At 69.9% G+C, this 17,157-nt stretch carries 20 protein-coding genes; 7 read left to right on the plus strand and 13 right to left on the minus strand.

Annotated elements, in window-relative coordinates:
• Positions 1–7: 7 nt before the first annotated feature.
• On the minus strand, positions 8–439 hold the full coding sequence (locus tag ACIP79_RS28120) for an Hsp20/alpha crystallin family protein (RefSeq protein ID WP_383686507.1): 432 nt from the start codon (positions 437–439) through the stop codon (positions 8–10).
• A gap of 128 nt (positions 440–567) precedes the next feature.
• On the opposite strand from ACIP79_RS28120, the gene ACIP79_RS28125 reads away from it, so the two are divergent.
• Positions 568–1,230 (plus strand): type III effector protein, encoded by a 663-nt coding sequence (locus tag ACIP79_RS28125; RefSeq protein WP_401227575.1) that lies wholly within the window; start codon positions 568–570, stop codon positions 1,228–1,230.
• A gap of 61 nt (positions 1,231–1,291) precedes the next feature.
• Here ACIP79_RS28125 and ACIP79_RS28130 read toward each other — a convergent pair whose 3' ends face one another.
• Positions 1,292–2,068 carry an alpha/beta fold hydrolase gene (locus tag ACIP79_RS28130; RefSeq protein ID WP_401227576.1) on the minus strand — a complete coding sequence of 259 codons (777 nt, stop codon included), beginning with the start codon at positions 2,066–2,068 and terminating at the stop codon, positions 1,292–1,294.
• Between the two features lie 80 nt (positions 2,069–2,148).
• Here ACIP79_RS28130 and ACIP79_RS28135 point away from each other — a divergent pair, with 80 nt between their 5' ends.
• Both ACIP79_RS28135 and ctaD read left to right on the plus strand, forming a co-directional pair.
• Positions 2,149–2,562: a MarR family winged helix-turn-helix transcriptional regulator gene (locus ACIP79_RS28135; RefSeq protein ID WP_401227577.1), complete on the plus strand. Its 414-nt coding sequence runs from the start codon at positions 2,149–2,151 to the stop codon at positions 2,560–2,562.
• Positions 2,563–2,713: 151 nt separating this feature from the next.
• Positions 2,714–4,423: a cytochrome c oxidase subunit I gene (ctaD, locus tag ACIP79_RS28140; RefSeq protein ID WP_401227578.1), complete on the plus strand. Its 1,710-nt coding sequence runs from the start codon at positions 2,714–2,716 to the stop codon at positions 4,421–4,423.
• Positions 4,424–4,452: 29 nt separating this feature from the next.
• On the opposite strand, the gene ACIP79_RS28145 is transcribed toward ctaD, so the two are convergent.
• The 9 genes from ACIP79_RS28145 to ACIP79_RS28185 all read right to left on the minus strand — a co-directional run bounded on the left by ACIP79_RS28145 (position 4,453) and on the right by ACIP79_RS28185 (position 12,877).
• Positions 4,453–5,106, minus strand: a complete 654-nt coding sequence (locus tag ACIP79_RS28145; protein WP_401227579.1) for a CoA transferase subunit B — start codon at positions 5,104–5,106, stop codon at positions 4,453–4,455.
• Positions 5,106–5,888: a CoA transferase subunit A gene (locus ACIP79_RS28150; protein WP_401227580.1), complete on the minus strand. Its 783-nt coding sequence runs from the start codon at positions 5,886–5,888 to the stop codon at positions 5,106–5,108. Before ACIP79_RS28150 ends, ACIP79_RS28145 begins: the two co-directional genes overlap by 1 nt.
• Before the next feature lie 54 nt (positions 5,889–5,942).
• Positions 5,943–6,698 (minus strand): SDR family NAD(P)-dependent oxidoreductase, encoded by a 756-nt coding sequence (locus tag ACIP79_RS28155; RefSeq protein ID WP_401227581.1) that lies wholly within the window; start codon positions 6,696–6,698, stop codon positions 5,943–5,945.
• The gene (locus ACIP79_RS28160) at positions 6,695–7,666 is read right to left on the minus strand and encodes a fumarylacetoacetate hydrolase family protein (RefSeq protein ID WP_401227582.1); all 972 of its coding nucleotides are present in this window, start codon (positions 7,664–7,666) and stop codon (positions 6,695–6,697) included. Before ACIP79_RS28160 ends, ACIP79_RS28155 begins: the two co-directional genes overlap by 4 nt.
• An 85-nt stretch (positions 7,667–7,751) precedes the next feature.
• Complete coding sequence (locus ACIP79_RS28165; protein WP_401227584.1) at positions 7,752–8,690, minus strand: VOC family protein; 939 nt, start codon at positions 8,688–8,690, stop codon at positions 7,752–7,754.
• Between the two features lie 5 nt (positions 8,691–8,695).
• A complete protein-coding gene (locus ACIP79_RS28170) occupies positions 8,696–9,700 on the minus strand; it encodes an amidohydrolase family protein (RefSeq protein WP_401227585.1) in 1,005 nt (334 codons plus the stop codon).
• Positions 9,697–10,863, minus strand: coding sequence for an FAD-dependent oxidoreductase (locus tag ACIP79_RS28175; RefSeq protein ID WP_401227586.1), 1,167 nt, complete (start codon positions 10,861–10,863; stop codon positions 9,697–9,699). The genes ACIP79_RS28170 and ACIP79_RS28175 overlap by 4 nt, the downstream gene beginning before the upstream one ends.
• A gap of 35 nt (positions 10,864–10,898) precedes the next feature.
• Positions 10,899–11,879 carry a cyclase family protein gene (locus ACIP79_RS28180; RefSeq protein WP_401227588.1) on the minus strand — a complete coding sequence of 327 codons (981 nt, stop codon included), beginning with the start codon at positions 11,877–11,879 and terminating at the stop codon, positions 10,899–10,901.
• On the minus strand, positions 11,876–12,877 hold the full coding sequence (locus tag ACIP79_RS28185) for a fumarylacetoacetate hydrolase family protein (protein ID WP_401227589.1): 1,002 nt from the start codon (positions 12,875–12,877) through the stop codon (positions 11,876–11,878). Before ACIP79_RS28185 ends, ACIP79_RS28180 begins: the two co-directional genes overlap by 4 nt.
• Positions 12,878–13,015: 138 nt before the next feature.
• Between ACIP79_RS28185 and ACIP79_RS28190 the strand changes: the two genes are divergently transcribed.
• The 4 genes from ACIP79_RS28190 to ACIP79_RS28205 all read left to right on the plus strand — a co-directional run bounded on the left by ACIP79_RS28190 (position 13,016) and on the right by ACIP79_RS28205 (position 15,871).
• Complete coding sequence (locus tag ACIP79_RS28190) at positions 13,016–13,954, plus strand: LysR family transcriptional regulator (protein ID WP_401227699.1); 939 nt, start codon at positions 13,016–13,018, stop codon at positions 13,952–13,954.
• 124 nt (positions 13,955–14,078) lie between these two features.
• Entirely contained in the window at positions 14,079–14,492 is a 414-nt protein-coding gene (locus ACIP79_RS28195) for a hypothetical protein (protein ID WP_401227591.1), read from the plus strand.
• A gap of 162 nt (positions 14,493–14,654) precedes the next feature.
• Positions 14,655–15,158: an SRPBCC family protein gene (locus ACIP79_RS28200; protein ID WP_401227592.1), complete on the plus strand. Its 504-nt coding sequence runs from the start codon at positions 14,655–14,657 to the stop codon at positions 15,156–15,158.
• 308 nt (positions 15,159–15,466) lie between these two features.
• Positions 15,467–15,871, plus strand: a complete 405-nt coding sequence (locus tag ACIP79_RS28205) for a type II toxin-antitoxin system PemK/MazF family toxin (RefSeq protein ID WP_401227594.1) — start codon at positions 15,467–15,469, stop codon at positions 15,869–15,871.
• A 94-nt stretch (positions 15,872–15,965) separates the two neighbouring features.
• On the opposite strand, the gene ACIP79_RS28210 is transcribed toward ACIP79_RS28205, so the two are convergent.
• Entirely contained in the window at positions 15,966–16,349 is a 384-nt protein-coding gene (locus tag ACIP79_RS28210) for a hypothetical protein (protein WP_401227596.1), read from the minus strand.
• Between the two features lie 233 nt (positions 16,350–16,582).
• Complete coding sequence (locus ACIP79_RS28215; protein ID WP_401227598.1) at positions 16,583–16,945, minus strand: STAS domain-containing protein; 363 nt, start codon at positions 16,943–16,945, stop codon at positions 16,583–16,585.
• Positions 16,946–17,157: the final 212 nt, after the last annotated feature.

The following is a 17,157-nucleotide window of genomic DNA, read 5'->3' on the forward strand; positions in this document are numbered from 1 at the left end:
GCCGGTGTCAGCCGGAGATCTCCTTGCGGCCGGATCCGACGCCGACGGAGATCTTGCGGGGCTTGGCGCGCTCGGCGATCGGGATGCGCAGGGTGAGTACGCCTGTGTCGTAGTCGGCCTTGATGTGCTCGGTGTCGAGGGTGTCGGCGAGCACGATCTGGCGGGAGAAGACACCCAGCGGCCGCTCGGACAGTTCCATCTGCACGCCGTCGGTCTTGGCCACCGGCCGCCGCTCGGCCTTGACGGTGAGCATGTTCCGCTCGACGTCGATGTCGATCGCGTCCGAGGCGACGCCCGGGAGATCGAAGGCCACCACGTACTCGTCGTTGTCGCGGTAGGCGTCCATCGGCATCACCGACGGGCGGGACCAGGTCCCCGGGCCCGTCAGCTGCTGCGCCAGCCGGTCCAGCTCACGGAAGGGGTCAGTGCGCATCAACATCGTGAAAACACCTCCAGCGGGTTCAGGCAGTTGCTGCCAATGCGCTTCACTGAGACCGTTGTAGCATGTCATCCAATGGATGACAAACGTGATGTCGTCGACGTGATGACGAAGGGAGTGAGGTGTCCGTGACCGCAGCCGACCAGCCGTCTCCGACCAGCATGAATGCCCAGAGCCCGGCATCGTTCCTCGCCGCCGCGGCGGCCCTGCACGCCATAGACGACGCCCTGCGCGACGCCAGGCGAGATTCCCCGGATGCCCTGGACGCCTCGGACACCCCGAATGCTCTGGATGCTCCGCCCGCTACCGGACCGGAGCAGGCGCTGGCCTCCCTGATGCTGCTGCGGCAGGTCCGCGAGCAGCTCGCCGGATGGGAGACCGGCCTGATCGAAACCGCCCGCGACGCCGGAGCCAGCTGGGCCGACCTCGCCCACCCCCTCGGCGTCGCCAGCCGCCAGGCCGCCGAACGCCGCTACCTGCGCGGTCGACCCGGCCCCGCCGGAACCACTGGCGAACAACGCGTCCAGGCCACCCGCGAACGCCGCGCCACCGAACGCACCAACGCCACCTGGGCCCGCCGCAACGCCGCCGACCTGCGCCGCATCGCCGGCCAGATCACCGCCCTCACCGACCTGCCCACCGCGGCCCGCCTCCCGCTCAACCGGCTCCACGCGGCCCTGGCCCACGACGACCCCGCCAAACTCATCCACCCCCTAAACGCCACCCGCCCCCACCTGACCACCACCCACCCCGACCTCGCCGCCCAACTCGACACCCTCACACAGCCCTGAACCGACCCGTTCCGGTTCTTCGTTCTGCTCCCTTCCGTTCGGGCTCGGGCCCCGGGGCGGGCTAGAACCCTGTCAGGAAGGGTTCGATGGCTGCCCAGGTCGCGGTCGGGGCTTCGAGGTGGGGGAGGTGGCCGGCTTCCGGGATCTCGACGAACTGCGCGCCGGGTACCGTGCGTGCGACGGCCCGTCCATATGTCGGTGTGGCGATCCGGTCGCTCTCGCCCCACACCACGAGGGTCGGAACGTTCACCGCGCTGAGTCGGCCGAGCAAGGTCGGGTCACTCATGCTCGCGCCGGCGATGGTGGCCATCGTGCGTCCGTTCGCCTGCTGGATCGCGCGCTGTTCGTCGGTGAAACCGGCCGGGTCGATGTAGCCGCGCTCCGGATCGTGCCAGGCGGCCTCGGCGAGTCCGCGGGCGTCGAGGGCGAAGAAGTCCGCTATGGGCTCGCCCTCCACCACCACACCGACCCCGTCGATGTCGACCACCGCCCCGATCAGCCCCGTACACCGCTCGTCGTGGGCAGCTTGCACCGCCATCTCCAGGGCGATCCACCCGCCGATCGAGGACCCGATCAACACGATGTCACGCTCTTTGTGTTCGAGCAGGCGTGCGAGGTAGGCGGTCGCGAGCTGGGCGACCGAGGTGATGGAGTCGGGGCGCGCCGTGCCGTCCCAGCCGGGATGCGTCGGCGCGAACGAGTGCATGGTGGCGGCGAGGTGGCCCACGATGGGCGCGACCGTCCGGGGCCCGCCGCCGCCGTGCAGCACGAGTGCCGTGCGTGAGTCGGGGGTGCCGGCCTGGATGACGGGAAGGTCCTGGGGAAGCGAGATGCTCATGGCGTGCTCCTTCATGTCTCATCGTGTCTCGTGGCTCGTTTCTCAACATGTTTATCTAAGGATGTTGATACAGTAGCACCATGAGTACCGACCTAGAAGCGCTCGGACAGGCGATCAAGCGTGCCCAGTACCGGAACCACCGCACGATGGATGCCGCGCTGCGCGAGATCGGGGTCAGCCTCGTCCAGTGGGACGCCCTGCGCGCCATCGAGCGGATGCCGGGGGCCTCCGGGCATGAACTCGCCGTCGCGACGTTCCAGAGCGATCAGGCGTTCGGTACCCTCGCCAACCGCTTGGTGTACCGCGAGCTCATCGTCCGGTCCGCAGGCCGCGGGCGACGCGTCGAGCACGTACTCACCGAGGCGGGGCGTACGGCACTCGCGGAAGGCCGGCGCCTGTCGAGCGGCGTGCTGCAAGACCTCTTCGCACCTCTCGACGAGGCGCAACGTACGGAACTGCTTCGATCACTCCGACGCCTCACTGAGGACACGTGATCGCGCAGGGGGGCTGAAAATTTCCGGTGTACTTCTCGTCCCATTGGTGATTCGACCTCTGTCGCGAAACCACCCGGCGCGGCGCGTGTGGTCCTGACGTCCTGTCAGGAACTCGGGGAAGATGCAGTCCGCGGAGGATGAGAGGAATGTGATGACTGCGCAGACAGAACCGGTCACGCTGGTGCCGACCGAAGGGCGTCGGGGCCGGGGCCAGGTGATCGTCTCCTGGATGACCACGACGGACCACAAGAAGATCGGCCACCTGTACCTGATCACGTCGTTCGGATTCTTTCTGATCGCCGGCGCGCTGGCCATGGCGATCCGGGCCGAACTGGCCCGCCCCGGCATGCAGTTCCTCTCCGCCGAGCAGTACAACCAGGCGTTCACGATGCACGGCACCGTGATGCTGCTGCTCTTCGCCACCCCGACCTTCGCCGGGTTCGCCAACGCGGTCATGCCGTTGCAGATCGGCTCCCCCGACGTGGCCTTCCCCCGGCTGAACATGCTCTCGTACTGGCTGTTCCTCTTCGGCGGCCTGATCGTCCTCAGCAGCTTCCTCACCCCCCAGGGCGCCGCGGACTTCGGCTGGACCGCGTACACCCCCCTCAGCGGGGCGGAACGCACCCCCTACATCGGCGGCGACCTGTGGATCATGGGGCTGGCGCTGTCCGGCTTCGGGACCATCCTCGGCGCGGTCAACTTCATCACCACGATCATCTGCATGCGCGCGCCCGGCATGACGATGTTCCGCATGCCGATCTTCACCTGGAACATCCTGCTCACCTCGGTCCTGGTCCTCCTGGCCTTCCCCGTCCTCGCGGCGGCGCTGCTCGTGCTGGAAGCGGACCGGCGCTTCGGCGCCCAGGTCTTCAACGCCGAGAACGGCGGCGCGGTCCTGTGGCAGCACCTGTTCTGGTTCTTCGGCCATCCCGAGGTGTACATCCTCGCGCTGCCGTTCTTCGGCGTGATCAGCGAGATCATCCCGGTGTTCTCCCGTAAACCGATCTTCGGTTACGTCGGGCTGGTCGGCGCCACCATCGTCATCACCGGCCTGTCCGTGACCGTGTGGGCCCACCACATGTTCGCCACCGGCGCCGTGCTGTTGCCCTTCTTCTCGTTCATGAGCTTCCTCATCGCGGTGCCGACCGGCGTGAAGTTCTTCAACTGGATCGGCACCATGTGGAAGGGCTCCCTGTCGTTCGAGCCGCCGATGCTGTGGGCCACCGGGTTCCTCGTGACGTTCCTCTTCGGCGGCCTCACCGGCGTCATCCTCGCCTCGCCACCGATGGACTTCCACGTCACGGACACCTACTTCGTGGTCGCCCACTTCCACTACGTGCTCTTCGGCACGATCGTCTTCGCGATGTTCGGCGGCTTCAGTTTCTGGTGGCCGAAGATGACCGGCACCATGCTCGACACCCGCCTGGAGAAGATCCACTTCTGGACGCTGTTCGTGGGCTTCCACACCACCTTCCTCGTCCAGCACTGGCTCGGCGCCGAAGGCATGCCACGCCGCTACGCCGACTACCTGGCCGTCGACGGCTTCACCGCCCTCAACACCGTCTCCTCCATCGGAGCCTTCCTCCTGGGCCTGTCCACGCTGCCCTTCCTCTACAACGTGTGGAAGACGGCGCAGAAGGGCGAGCGCGTCGGCGTCGACGACCCCTGGGGGTTCGGCCGTTCCCTGGAGTGGGCCACCTCGTGCCCGCCGCCTCGGCACAACTTCACCACTCTGCCCAGGATCCGCTCCGAATCCCCCGCCTTCGACCTCCACCACCCCCAGATCGTCAAGCTCGACCAGGCCGAACACACCGGACAGCGAGACGTCATCGACCCCGACGGTCACAAGGGCGACCGGTAACCAGGCCACGCCCGGACCACCCCGCACCGTCACACTCGTATCACCGCGGGCCCGTGCACGCGGACCGGTGCCCCCGTCCGGTTCGTGATGTCGTCGACGCTGGTGCCGGGGGCGGTCTCGATGAGGGTGAGGCCGTCTCGGGTGACGTCGAGGACGCCGAGGTCGGTGATGACGCGGTGGACGCAGCGTTCGCCGGTCAGTGGCAGCGTGCACTCGTCGAGGATCTTGGGGCTGCCGTCCTTGGCGGTGTGGTCCATGAGGACGATGACGCGACGCGCGCCGTGGACGAGGTCCATGGCGCCGCCCATGCCCTTGACCATCCTGCCGGGGATCATCCAGTTGGCGAGATCCCCGCGGGCGGAGACCTGCATGGCGCCCAGGACGGCGGTGTCGATGTGGCCACCGCGGATCATGCCGAAGGAGAGGGCGGAGTCGAAGAAGGCGGCACCCGGCTGGACGGTCACCGTCTCCTTGCCGGCGTTGATCAGGTCGGGGTCGACCTCGGAGTCCGTGGGGTACGGCCCGGTGCCCAGGATGCCGTTCTCCGAGTGCAGGACGACATGCACGCCTGACGGGAGATGGCCGGGGATCAGGGTCGGCAGGCCGATGCCGAGATTGACGTACGAGCCGTCGGTGAGTTCGGCGGCGGCGCGCGCGGCCATCTCGTCGCGGGTCCAGGGCATCAGGAACGTACCGGCTCTCGTGTCGAAGGCGTGGAGGTCGTCCGGCGCTCGACCCGCTTGGCGGCGGCCTGTTCCGGGGTGAGGCGGACCATCCGCTGGACGAAGATCCCGGGGAGGTGCACGGCGTCGGGAGACAACTCGCCCGGTTCCACGAGCTCTTCGACCTCGGCAAGGGTGACGCGGCCTGCCATGGCGGCCAGCGGGTTGAAGTTGGCGGCGGCGCGGCGGAAGACGAGGTTGCCGTGGCGGTCGCCGCGCCAGGCGCGTACGAGGGCGTAGTCGGCGGTGATGCCGTGCTCCAGGACGTGCGGACGGCCGTGGAAGGTGCGGGTCTCCTTGGGCGGGGAGGCCACGGCGACCGTGCCGTCCGGGGCGTAGCGCCAGGGCAGGCCGCCGTCCGCGACCTGGGTGCCGACGCCGGCCGGGGTGTAGAAGGCGGGGATGCCGGCCCCGCCCGCGCGCAGGCGTTCGGCGAGGGTGCCCTGCGGGGTGAGTTCGACCTCCAGTTCTCCGGAGAGGTACTGGCGGGCGAACTCCTTGTTCTCGCCGACGTAGGAGCCGGTGACGCGGGCGATGCGGCCGGCGGAGAGCAGCACGCCCAGGCCGTGGTCGTCGACGCCGCAGTTGTTCGAGACGATCCTCAACTCACGTGCGCCCTGGGCGTGGAGGGCGTCGATGAGGGTGGCTGGGATGCCGGAGAGGCCGAAGCCGCCGACGGCGAGGGAGGCGCCGTCGGGGATGTCGGCGACCGCCTCCGCGGCGCTCCCGATGACTTTGTCCACGGTGGTATGGGGTCCTTCCAAGGGAGGGGTGGGCCTTGAGGGCTGCCGGGCGCTTCACGTGTCCGCTTCCGCGCGCAGGGCGTCGGAGATCGACTTGACGCCGCCGTGGGCGGTGTATCCGCCGTCCACGGGGATCTCGGCCCCGGTGATGAAGGAGGCGCCGTCCGACAGCAGGAACGCGACGAGCGGGGTGATCTCGTCGACCGTGCCGGTACGGCCGAGGGGGGTCTCGCGAAGGTTGCTCTCGCGGAAGGCGGGAGCGGCCGACGCGGTCATCTCCGTCTCGATGAAGCCCGGGTGGATCGTGTTGACGCGGATGCCGCGCGGCCCGAGTTCGAGCGCCGCGGTCCTGGACAGGCCGCGCAGGGCCCACTTGCTGGCCGTGTACGCGACCGGGTAATGGGCGGTGAGGGCGGCGGAGGAACCGACGTTGACGATCGAAGCGCCGGGTGGCATCAGCGGCGAGAGGTGTTGGATGCCCAGGAGCGGGCCGGTGACGTTCACGGCGTGTACGCGGGCGAAGTCGTCGGCGCGTATCTCGTGCAGGCGGGCCCGCCAGGTGATGCCCGCGTTGTTGACCAGGCCGTGGATCTGTCCGTACGACTCCCTCAGTTCGGCGGCGAGTCCGGCCCACTGCGCCTCGTCGGTGACGTCGAGGGGGCGGATGCCAGCGGCCCGTGTGACGTCGGTGGCGATGACGTGGGCGCCCTCCCGGGCGAGTGCCTCGGCTTCGGCGGCGCCCTGACCACGGGCAGCGCCCGTGACGACCACGACCTTCCCGAAGAGGCGCTGAGGGTGCGGGTCGCTCACGGCCGTTCCCGGGAGCGGCGTCGGCCGGTGGGCAGCAGGACCGGGGCGGGGCCGGTGACCACGGTGTTGGAGACCGTGCCGATGCCTTCGACGGTGAGGGTGACGGTGTCGCCGGGCTTCAGCGGCGCGGGGGTCAGCTCGCCGCGCAGGCCCCACAGTTCGGCGAGGCAGCCGCCGTTGCCGCAGGTGCCGGAGCCCAGTACGTCGCCGGGGCGGACGACGGTGCCGCGCGAGGCGTAGGCGGCCATCTCCTCGAAGGTCCAGCTCATGTTGGAGAGCAGGTCCCTGCCGACCGCTTCACCGTTGACCTCGGCGGTCAGCGCGAGGCGCAGGAAGCCGTCGGCGTCGCGGTACGGCTCCAACTCGTCGGCCGTGACGAGGTAGGGGCCGAGCGTGGTGGCGGTGTCCTTGCCCTTGCAGGGGCCCAGGCCGACCTTCATCTCGGCGGACTGCAGGTCGCGGGCGGACCAGTCGTTGAAGACGGTGTAGCCGATGATGTGGTCGCGGGCCTGCTCGGGCGTGAGGTCGTGTCCCTCGCGGCCGATGACGGCGGCGACTTCGAGTTCGTAGTCGAGGGCTGCCGAGCCCGGGGGCATCGGGATGTCGTCGTGCGGGCCGAACACGGCGTGCGGGTTGGTGAAGTAGAAGGTGGGCGCCGCGTACCACTGCTCGGGTACGCCGGCGACACCGTCCACGGCCTTGCGTACGCCTTCGACGTGTTCCTCGAAGGTGACGAAGTCGCGTACGGAGGAAGGCTGGAGCGGGGGCAGCAGCCGCACCTGTGAGACGTGCGGGCCAGGCGGTACGTCGCGCGCGGCGGCGCCGGCGTCGAGCAGAGCCGGCAGGCCGCCGCCGGAGCCCACCAGTTCGGTGAGTGACGCGGTGCCGGGCAGCGGGTGGAGGGTGCCGTCCGCCTCGACGACGGCGACGTGGGTGCGGTGCTGATGTGCGTAGGTGGCGAATCGCAAGAGGGCTCCTGGCGCGAGGAGTTGCCGGGGGCGCAGGGCGCGGTCAGGGCATGGACAGGGCCGCCGCGCCCCCGGACGGGCGGGTTCAGACCGGCGGGGCGACGAACACACCGCGGTCGGGGTCGTTGAACGACTCCTTGGCGACGAGCTCGTTCATCGGGTTGGCGGTACCCCACTGGTCGGTGACCTCGGGCTGCGAGAAGTCGTAGACGTGCGGGTGCCAGGTGTCCTCGTCGAGCAGCTCCAACTCGGTCGTGTACTCGACGGTGTTGCCGTGCGGGTCGAGGAAGTACGTGAAGGTGTTGTCGCCCGCCATGTGCCGGCCCGGACCCCAGACCTTCCTGTACCCGGCCCGCATCACCCGGCCCGAGCCGCGCATGTACTCGTCGAGTCCGCGCATCTCGAAGGAGACGTGGTGCAGGGCGGTGTGCGGGCCCTGCGCGATCGCCATCGAGTGGTGCTGGTCGGAGATCCGCATGAAGTGCATGACCTCGCCCATGTGCGGCGAGCTGAGGGTGTCGGAGAGGGCGAAGCCGAGGTGGCGCTCGTACCACTCCCGAGTCCGGTTCAGGTCGGGGGAGTTGAGGACGACGTGGGAGAGCTTGACCGGGATGGCCTCCTTCTCCTCGATCTTGCGGTGCCGGCGCACGTCGACGTCGGCGGAGACCTCGATGGTGCGCCCGTCGACGTCGAAGAACCGGAAGCCGTAGCCGCCGCCGGGGGTGTCGACCTTGCCGGGCCGCGATATCAACCGCACATCCCCGGCCAGGAGTTGCTCGGCGAGCGCGTCCACGTCCGCCGCGGAAGCGGCACCGTAGGAGACGAGGTCGAGGCGCTTCTCCTCGGCCTTGCGCAGCCGTACGACGTACTGCTCGGGGCTGCCCTCGGCGGCGAGGAAGGAGATACCGGAGTCCTCGGCGACCTTGGTCAGGCCCCAGACGCCGGAGTAGAAGTCGAGCTGCTTGTCGTAGTCGGGCACGGCGAGGTCGACGTGCCGGAGGTGGGTGAGCAGGCGTCCGCTCATGGGGATCAGTCCTTCCGGAGGCGGAGGAGGGCGGCCGCGTTGCCGCCCCGTACGGCGTGGAAGTCGGCGGCGGGGAGCCGGGCGGCGCGCAGGGCGGCGACCGGGTCGTCGGTGCCCATGTCGAAGGGGAAGTCGGAGCCGAGCAGCACGCGGTCGGCACCCGCCACCCGCACCAACTCCCGCAGCACGTAAGGGTCGTGGACCAGCGAGTCGAAGTGCAGCCGCTTGAGGTAGCTGCTCGGCAGGTGCGCGCAGCCCGCGCCCGCGTCGGAACGGGCCGACCACGCGTGGTCGGATCGGCCGATGTGGGTCGGCAGATAGCCGCCGCCGTGTGCCGCGATGATCCGCAGGCCGGGATGCCGGTCCAGGACGCCGGAGAAGATCAGGTGCGAGAGGGCGACCGCGTTCTCGGTGGGCTGGCCGACGGTGTTGGACAGGTACCACTGGTCCAGGCGCTCGTCGAGGGTGCAGCCGAAGGGGTGCAGGAAAACGATCGCCCCCCTCTGCGCGGCCCGCGCCCACAGCGGTTCGTAACCCGGGTCGGACAGCTCGCGGCCGGGCGAGTGGCTGGCGATCTCCACCCCCAACAGCCCTTGATCCATGGCGTGTTCGAGGGCCCGTACAGCGGTGTCCGGGTGCTGGAGCGGTACGAGGCCGAGGCCGCGCAGCCGGTCCGGCGCTGTCGAACAGTGCGCGGCCGTCGCCTCGTTGGCCAGCCGGTACACCTTCTCGGCCGTCTCCTCGTCCGCCCAGTAGTGGTAGTGCGAGGGGGACGGGCTGACGAGTTGTACGTCGACGCCCTGGGCGTCCATCGCGGCGAGGCGGGCGGCCGGTTCGGTCATGACACGGATGCGCTCGCGCACCATCGGGCCGTTGACCGCGAGCGCGGCGGGGCCGTTGCGCCGGGCGTCGAGGGCGCGCGCTTCGGCGAGGCCCGGCCGCCCGTCGACCAGGGCCTCGACCTCGGGCAGCAGGATGTGGGCGTGGACGTCTACGGTCGGTGTGGTCACGGCAGTTCCCGCAGCAGGGTCATGGTGCGGCCCATCAGGCCGGGCACGTCGGCCTCCCGGACCCCGTCCAGCTGCCACCGGCCGATCTGGACGGAGGCTTCGACGACGGGGCGTACGCGCGAGACGCGCCGCTCGTAGTACGCCTTCAGGAGCGCGTCGTCCCAGGTGTCACTGGCGGACAGCATCTGGGCGAGGACCCAGGCGTCCTCCAACGACAGGGCCGCGCCCTGGGCGAGGGTGGGCGGACAGCAGTGGGCCGCGTCGCCGACGAGGACGACCCGGCCGCGATGCCAGGAACCCTCGACCAGCATCCGGTCGAACCAGGTGTAGTTGACCTGCGCCGGGTCGGTGATGTGCGCGGTGATCTCGGGCCAGTGGCCGCCGTAGTGCGCGGCGAGCCCGCGCATCTCGTCCGCGTAGGAATCGGCCGGTATGGAGGCGCGGTCGCGGTTGGCCTCGACGACGTACGCGTAGAGGGTGCTCTCGCCGGTGGGGCAGTAGCCGGCGATGTAGGCGGGTCCGCCGTAGGCGAGGTCGGTGCGGGTCACTCCGGCCGGGCGGGGTGCGGCGATCCGCCAGATGGCCATGCCGGTGGGCTCCGGCTTGTCCGTGATGCCGATGGCCGCGCGGGTGGCGGAGCCCAGGCCGTCGGCGGCGATCACCAGGTCGTAGCGGCCCGCGGTGCCGTCGGTGAAGCGGACGGTGACGCCGTCCCCCTCCCCGTTCCCGTTCGCGGACCGGTCCAGGGACTCTGCCTGGTCCAGGGACACGGCGCGGACGCCGAGGCGGACGCGGGCGCCGCTGGCGCGAACCGCGTCGATCAGGATGCGCTGCAACCGCGGGCGCTGGATGCCGATGGTGGCGGGCAGGTCGTCGCCGCCGGTGCGCAGGTCTTTCGCGACGTGCAGGACGGTGCCGTCGGGGGCGGTGATACCGACCGCGCCGAAGCCGTACCCGGACTCCTCCACGTGCTCCCACACGCCGAGTTCGCGCAGCACGCGCAGGGCGTTGCCCTGGAGGGTGATACCGGAGCCCGCAGTGGCGTTCCAGTCGTCCTTGGCCTCGATCAGGTCGACAGCGAAGCCGGCGCGGCGCAGCAGGATCGTGGCGGCGTTGCCGGCCGCGCCGCCGCCGATGACGAGGACCGTGCGGGGTGTGCTCATACGGGAACTCCTTCGTTCCTCATGCCGGTTGAGGGCTACTTGACGGCGATCGGGCTGACGGGCGAGCCGACGGCGCCGGTGATCGGCAGGGGAGCGGCGGTCAGCCAGAAGTCGTACACCCCGTCGTCCGCGCAGTCGGCGCCGAGGGCGTCCAGGTCCCACATCTCGCCGATGAGCAGGCCCATGTTGGGGATGGCGACCTGGTGCAGTGGCTGGAAGGCGTGGTCGAACTCGTTGGGCCGGACCTCGAAACCCCAGGTGTCGGTGGCGATCGCCGCGATCTCGGTGCGATGCAGCCAGCCCGCGGTGGTGAACGAGAGACCCGGTGCCGGGCCGCCCGCGTACTCGCCCCAGCCCTCGCGCCGGGCCCGCGCGAGACGCCCGGTGCGCACCAGCACGATGTCGCCCCGGCCTACGGCCACGCCGTGCGCCTCGGCGGTCGCGCTCAGATGCTCCTCGGTGATCGCGAAGCCGTCCGGCAACTCGCCGTCCACGCCCACGACCTGGCCGACGTCGAGGAGGACGCCGCGCCCGGCGACATGGGGCGCCATGTGCTCGATGCCGGTGACCAGGTCGCCGTCGGAGGTGACCGTGGCCGCCGCGTCCCGCCCGTTCCACGCCTTGCCGTGGTCGAAGATGTGGCCGAGCCCGTCCCACTGCGTGGAGCACTGCAGCGGCATCGCGATGACGTCGTCGGCGCCGCCGAGGCCGTGCGGGAAGCCCTGGTTGCCGAGGGCGGCGTCGGTGCCGGTGTCGAGCATCGTGTGTACGGGGTTGGTCCGGCGCCGCCAGCCCTTCTGCGGCCCGTCCATGTCGAACCGCTGGGAGAGCGAGAAGCTGACGCCGCGCCGCACGAGCGCGGCGCCTTCACGGCGCTTGGCCTCGTCGAGGAGGTTGAGCGTGCCGAGCCGGTCGTCGGCGCCCCAACGCCCCCAGTTCGAGTACGCCTTGGCGGCCTCGGCGATCGCACCCTCCGGATCGGACCGGTCCGGGGCAGTCCGGTCCGGGGTGGTCACGACGCCACCTCCGCCACACAGCGGGTGCGCTGCGCGCCGAGCCCGGTGATGGAGCCGTCCATCACGTCGCCGTCGCCCAGCAGGCGGCCCCAGTGCATGCCGTTCCCGGCCGGCGAACCCGTCAACACCAGGTCGCCCGGCAGAAGTCGGGCGGACTGGGAGGCGTAGGACACCATCCGTGCCACGTTGAAGATCATGTCCTTGGTGGACTCGTCCTGCATGGTCTCGCCGTTCAGCTTCAGCACCAGCCGCAGGTCGTCGGGGTCCGCGATCGCCTCGGTCGGCACGATCCACGGGCCGAGCGGGGTGAAACCGGGCGCGTTCTTGCTGCGCAGCCAGTCGGTGCCTATCTGCGGCATGTCCGGGCGGAAAACGGTCGCGCGGTCGGTGAGGTCGTTGGCGATCGTGTACCCGGCGACGTACTCCAGGGCCTCCGCCACGGAGACCCGGTGCGCCGGGCGGCCGATCACGGCCGTCAACTCCAGTTCCCAGTCCGGCTTCTCCGCCCAGGCGGGCAGCGCCACGTCGTCGTACGGGCCCGTGATCGCGCTCGGCAGTCCGATGAACACGTACGGCAGGTCGTCGGCGGCCCGCCGGTCCATGATCTCGGCGGCCTCCGCGCGCCGCTCCTCCCGCGGACGGTCGTCCCCGGGTGCGCGGTGTGCCACGTGCAGGTCGATGACGTGTTGGCGGTAGTTGGCGCCGGACTGGAAGACCTGCCGCGGCTCGACCGGGGCGTGCACCCGGAACTCCGCCAGCGGCCTGCGTTCCACGGAGCCGTCGACGGCCAGGGCCCGCAGCCGCGGCAGCACCGCGGGCCAGTCCTCCAGGAGCCGGCGGACGGTCAGCCGCTCGTCGGCCAGGACGGCACGCAGGTCCACGACGAGCTCCTCGGGCGTGACCAGCGCGGGGAACGCCGACCCGTCGGGGGCCGAGAGGGTCGCGAGGGCGAAGGAGCCGGCGAAGGGCGCGGATGCGGGAGCAGGTTTCACGGACATGTCCTCCTGATTGCGGTGGGACTAATCTGGACCCGGCGCCAGTGATCAGGGAAATAGATTGTGTGGATGAGAGTCATCCGCCGGATGGATTTCCGCTGGTCGGCGCGGACCGACACCGTGCGCAGCAAGGGATGGAACGTGAATCTGGGCCGCCTGGACCTCAACCTCGTCGTCGCCCTGCGCGCCCTGCTGGAGGAGCGCAACGTCACCCGGGCAGGGCAGCGCGTCGGACTGAGCCAGCCCGCCATGAGCGCCGCGCTCGCCCGGTTGCGCCGCCACTTCGACGACGACCTGCTCGCCCGCGTCGGCGGCCACTACGAACTCACCGCCCTCGGCCAGGTACTCCTCGGCCGCACCTCGACCGCCTACGACGTCCTCGAACGGCTCTTCTCCAGCCAGGCCACGTTCGACCCGGCCAAGGAGAGCCGCGAGTTCAAGCTCGTCGCCTCGGATTACGCCGTCTCCGTCTTCGGCACCGAACTCGCCCGCGTCGTCCACGAGGAAGCCCCCGGCATCCGCCTGCGCTTCACCCAGACACCGCCCACCGTCGTCGACGACACCGCCACCCTGCTCAGCACCGTCGACGGCCTGCTCATGCCGCACGGCGTCATCAGCGGCTTCCCCGCCACCGATCTCTACGACGACCGGTGGGTCTTCGTGATCGCCGACGATCACCCGTCCGTCACGGACCGGCTCACCCGGCACGACCTCGCGGACCTGCCGTGGGTCACCTACCAGCGCACGTACGACGCACCGGCCGTGCGCCAGCTCGGGATGCTCGGCGTGGAGCCGCGCGTCGAGGTGTCCGTCGACAGCTTCCAGCTGCTGCCGCTCCTGGTGGCCGGAACCCGCCGGATCGCCATGGTCCAGGCCCGGCTCGCCCGCCGACTCGCGCCGATCGCCGCCGTACGTGTCGTGGAACCTCCCTACGAGGCGGTTCCCCTGCAGGAGGCTCTGTGGTGGCATCCGGTCCACACGCACGACGCCGCTCACATCTGGTTGCGGGAGACCGCCGCGCGTGTCGGGAGCGCACTGCCCCAGCCACAGGAGGGACAGCGCGCTCCAACTACGGCTTGAATAAGTGGACTTGGAGTTACGCGAAGGCTTTACAGGCCCTGGCCCGTTCTGCCAGCGTTCCCCGCGAAGCACGGCCGGACAAGGCAGGCACCACCTGTCGTACCACGACCGAAATGGGGAAGCCATGAAGAGCACCATCCTGGCCGGCACCCCTGCGATCGCCACCACCGCCACCTGCGTGTTGGCGCTGGCTCCCGGGGCGTCCGCCGCCCCGCAGGCCTGTGTGTCCACGAACCTGACCACCGGGCAGTCCGGGGCCGTCGGCACCATCGCCTACAAGTCGTCCACCAGTTCGTGCATCGACCTCAACCTCACCTACTCCGACGACGCGAACGGCACCTGGGAGTACTACGCCGGTCGTCTGCGCAACTCCAACGGGACCTGGTTCACCTGTGCCAAGGGTTACGTCTACGCCGCGGACGGCAGCCACAGCCTCAACGATTCCACCTACGCGCTGTGCACCGACGTCAACGACAACGTCCCGTTCGGGGTGGCCAGCGCCTACGACGGTTTCGACACCGTCACCATCACCCACTGAACCGTCACCATCACCCACTGAACCGATCTGCCGCGGCCCGCGGGTGCGGGGGACGGGACGCGTCACGGAATCGTGGGTCGCTGGGTGCCTGCCTCGTCGTCGTCCTGACCATGCTGCGCGACAGTGCCGCAGTGTACGGGCGCATCTCGCTATCTTTATGTGATGCGAGAACTACACGAAGTGACGGCGGGATCGGAGACCGCGAAGGCGAGCCAGGCGATTCCGTACCACCCGGACCGGGTCTGGCAGGCCTTCGCCGATTTCGGCACCATCGCCGACTGGCACCCCCTGATCGCTGCCAGCGCCCTTGAGGGCAGCACACCCGCCCCCCGTCCAGGGGCCGTGCGCCTACTGAATACCACGAGCCAGGACGACATCCGCGAAGAGCTGGTGACCTGCGACGCGGCCCGACGGCGGCTGACATACCGCTTCTTGAGCAGCCCTTTCCCCGTCAGCGGATACCTCGCCACCGTCCACGTACTCCCCGGCACTGACCGCCCAGACAGCAGCATCGTCACCTGGCAGGCCACGTTCCTGCCAGATACCCCGGCCCAAGGGCCCGAACTGGCCACGATGTTCACGAAGGAGGTCTTCACCACCGGCCTGGCCGCCCTGACTGCCCACCTCAACACCACCTCCTGGTCCTCGCGGAACTCTCGCGGATAAGTAGACCCGTCGGCGTCCCATTTGGCCCGCCCGAGCAGGTGCTGCATGCCGTCCGGGGTCCTCTCCCCGGCCTGTTCGGCGATGGTCCAGCAGTTCTCGCGCGGTAGGTCCGACAGCAGTCCGAGCGCCAACTTCCCTGCCCGGTAACGGGGTTCGACCCGTGCGGGGTCTACGCTGTGACCTGTGACGTGTGGCCAGCGCGTGATCGCTGGTCTTCACGGACTGATGATCGACGGGTGGCCGCACCCGTCTCCACAGCGCGTCGGGGTCGCGCAGCGTCCGTCCGCCGTCCTGTGTCAGGAGGACATGTGCAACGTGGCGAAGTCTGGTGGGTGGAGTTCGACGAGCGGCGGCCGGTCGTGCTGCTGTCGGGAGACGACGCGTCCGGGATCCGGGTGATGCAGGTCGTCGCTCCGGCGGGGGTCGACGTCACCGGTCTGGGCGTCGAAGTGGCAGTGGGCGCCGTGGATGGACTGCCCTTTGAAGGCGTGCTGCGGTTCGCGTTGCCGCGTCCGGGCTTCACCCCTTGCACGTGGCTGACCACCGTGTCCCGGGACGACCTGATCGAGCGGGCGGGCGCCCTGTCCTCCGCGAAACTCAGCGAGATCGAGAACGCCCTCCGTCTCGGTGAGCAGGCGAAGGAGTGGACCCCCGCCGCGACCGCGAAGCTCAGCGAGATAAGGAACGCCCTCCGTCTCGGCGGACTCGGGTAGGCGGAGAAGGAACGGACGCCCGCGACGGCGTGGTCGGTCTCGTCCAGATGACCGACCCTGCGAGCTGCCTCCTCGGCTGGGCGCCCCGGGACGCTCAGCCGCCGTACTCGATCGCCACGCCGCCGACGCCGGTGCTCAACGGACCGCAGCCGACACCGATGCTGTGGGTGTTGCCCGGCGTCGCGTATACCCAGTTCGAGTAGGCGTCGGGGGCCCAGCCGCAGATGGCGCGCACGGAGAACGCGTGCAACTGCGTCCCGGGGTTGTAGCACTGGCCGTAGGCGACATTGCCCTCGATCCAGGTGCTGCACTGCAGCACGTTGGGCTCCGCGGCCGCCGCGGGTGAGGCGGTCGCGAGACCGACTCCGCCGACAAGAGCGATCCCCGCTGTTCCGGTGGTGAGCGCGCGCTTCCAGAGGCTCTTCATGTCCCTGCCCTTCTGTTCCGCCCTGTGCGGGCGGGTACCGGTGATGCGCATGTGTTTTCGTTGGTGAAGGGGCTGAAGCGCCGACAGAGCGCCCCGCTGCCGGTCCGCCGGCACCTCGAACGGTAGACAGCGCCGGGGCGCCGCGTCCCTGACACATGTCAGGGTGCCGACCTGACGCCCAGCGGCCCTCACCACCGCGACCGCCTCCCGCGAAACAGATCCAGTGCGAGTGCCGAGGTATGCGAGGGCAGGGACCAGGTCGGCGTGGTCGGGCGCGGCGCAGGTCAGTCGGTCAGGGCATGTCCGACGGTGGGGTGGCAGCCGATGACCTGGTCCAGGCCGACGATCTCCAGGAGTCGCAGCACCGGTGCCTGGGCGCCGGCGATACGCAGCCATCCCTGAGCGTCATGCGTGCTCCTGTGGGCGGCGATGAGAGCGTTGATTCCGCTGGAGTCCATGAAGGTCACGCCACTGAGGTCCACCACGGTCCGCGGCGGCGGCACGCTGCCGTAGGCCAGCAGAGCCTCGGTGAGCTCCTCCCTGATGGCGCGGTCGATCTCGCCGCGCACGGTGACCACCCGGATGCCGTCGATGGAGGTGTGGCCGATGGAGAGGTCGGGCCGGGCTGCTCCGTGAGTGTCTGTCACCGTTTTCCTCGACTGCGTTCGTTGATGGGGACCGGGCCCCGACCCGATGCGCGTTGGCGCCCTGTCCCGATATTACGGTGAACATCCGTTCAGCCTTCTGCGTGACCGAGCTCATGGCATGTGTGGCGGAGGTCGGGGTAGGTGCGGGCAGATGAATGGGAGGGACAAGGGTGGATACGGCGGAGTCAATCCCCGAGGGTGAAGGCAGCGTG

The sequence above is a fragment of the Streptomyces sp. NPDC088747 genome (genome assembly GCF_044751025.1).
Classification (GTDB): domain Bacteria; phylum Actinomycetota; class Actinomycetes; order Streptomycetales; family Streptomycetaceae; genus Streptomyces.

What these genes read in the sequence shown, in the direction of transcription:
- ACIP79_RS28200 (WP_401227592.1), top strand. Translation starts at nt 14,655, where the DNA reads ATGCGAGAACTACACGAAGTGACGGCGGGATCGGAGACCGCGAAGGCG.
- ACIP79_RS28145 (WP_401227579.1), bottom strand. Translation starts at nt 5,106, where the DNA reads ATGCCCTGGACCCGCGACGAGATGGCCGCGCGCGCCGCCGCCGAACTC.
- ACIP79_RS28135 (WP_401227577.1), top strand. Translation starts at nt 2,149, where the DNA reads ATGAGTACCGACCTAGAAGCGCTCGGACAGGCGATCAAGCGTGCCCAG.
- ACIP79_RS28195 (WP_401227591.1), top strand. Translation starts at nt 14,079, where the DNA reads ATGAAGAGCACCATCCTGGCCGGCACCCCTGCGATCGCCACCACCGCC.
- ACIP79_RS28130 (WP_401227576.1), bottom strand. Translation starts at nt 2,068, where the DNA reads ATGAGCATCTCGCTTCCCCAGGACCTTCCCGTCATCCAGGCCGGCACC.
- ACIP79_RS28165 (WP_401227584.1), bottom strand. Translation starts at nt 8,690, where the DNA reads ATGAGCGGACGCCTGCTCACCCACCTCCGGCACGTCGACCTCGCCGTG.
- ACIP79_RS28210 (WP_401227596.1), bottom strand. Translation starts at nt 16,349, where the DNA reads ATGCGCATCACCGGTACCCGCCCGCACAGGGCGGAACAGAAGGGCAGG.
- ACIP79_RS28120 (WP_383686507.1), bottom strand. Translation starts at nt 439, where the DNA reads ATGTTGATGCGCACTGACCCCTTCCGTGAGCTGGACCGGCTGGCGCAG.
- ACIP79_RS28175 (WP_401227586.1), bottom strand. Translation starts at nt 10,863, where the DNA reads ATGAGCACACCCCGCACGGTCCTCGTCATCGGCGGCGGCGCGGCCGGC.
- ACIP79_RS28185 (WP_401227589.1), bottom strand. Translation starts at nt 12,877, where the DNA reads ATGTCCGTGAAACCTGCTCCCGCATCCGCGCCCTTCGCCGGCTCCTTC.
- ctaD (WP_401227578.1), top strand. Translation starts at nt 2,714, where the DNA reads ATGACTGCGCAGACAGAACCGGTCACGCTGGTGCCGACCGAAGGGCGT.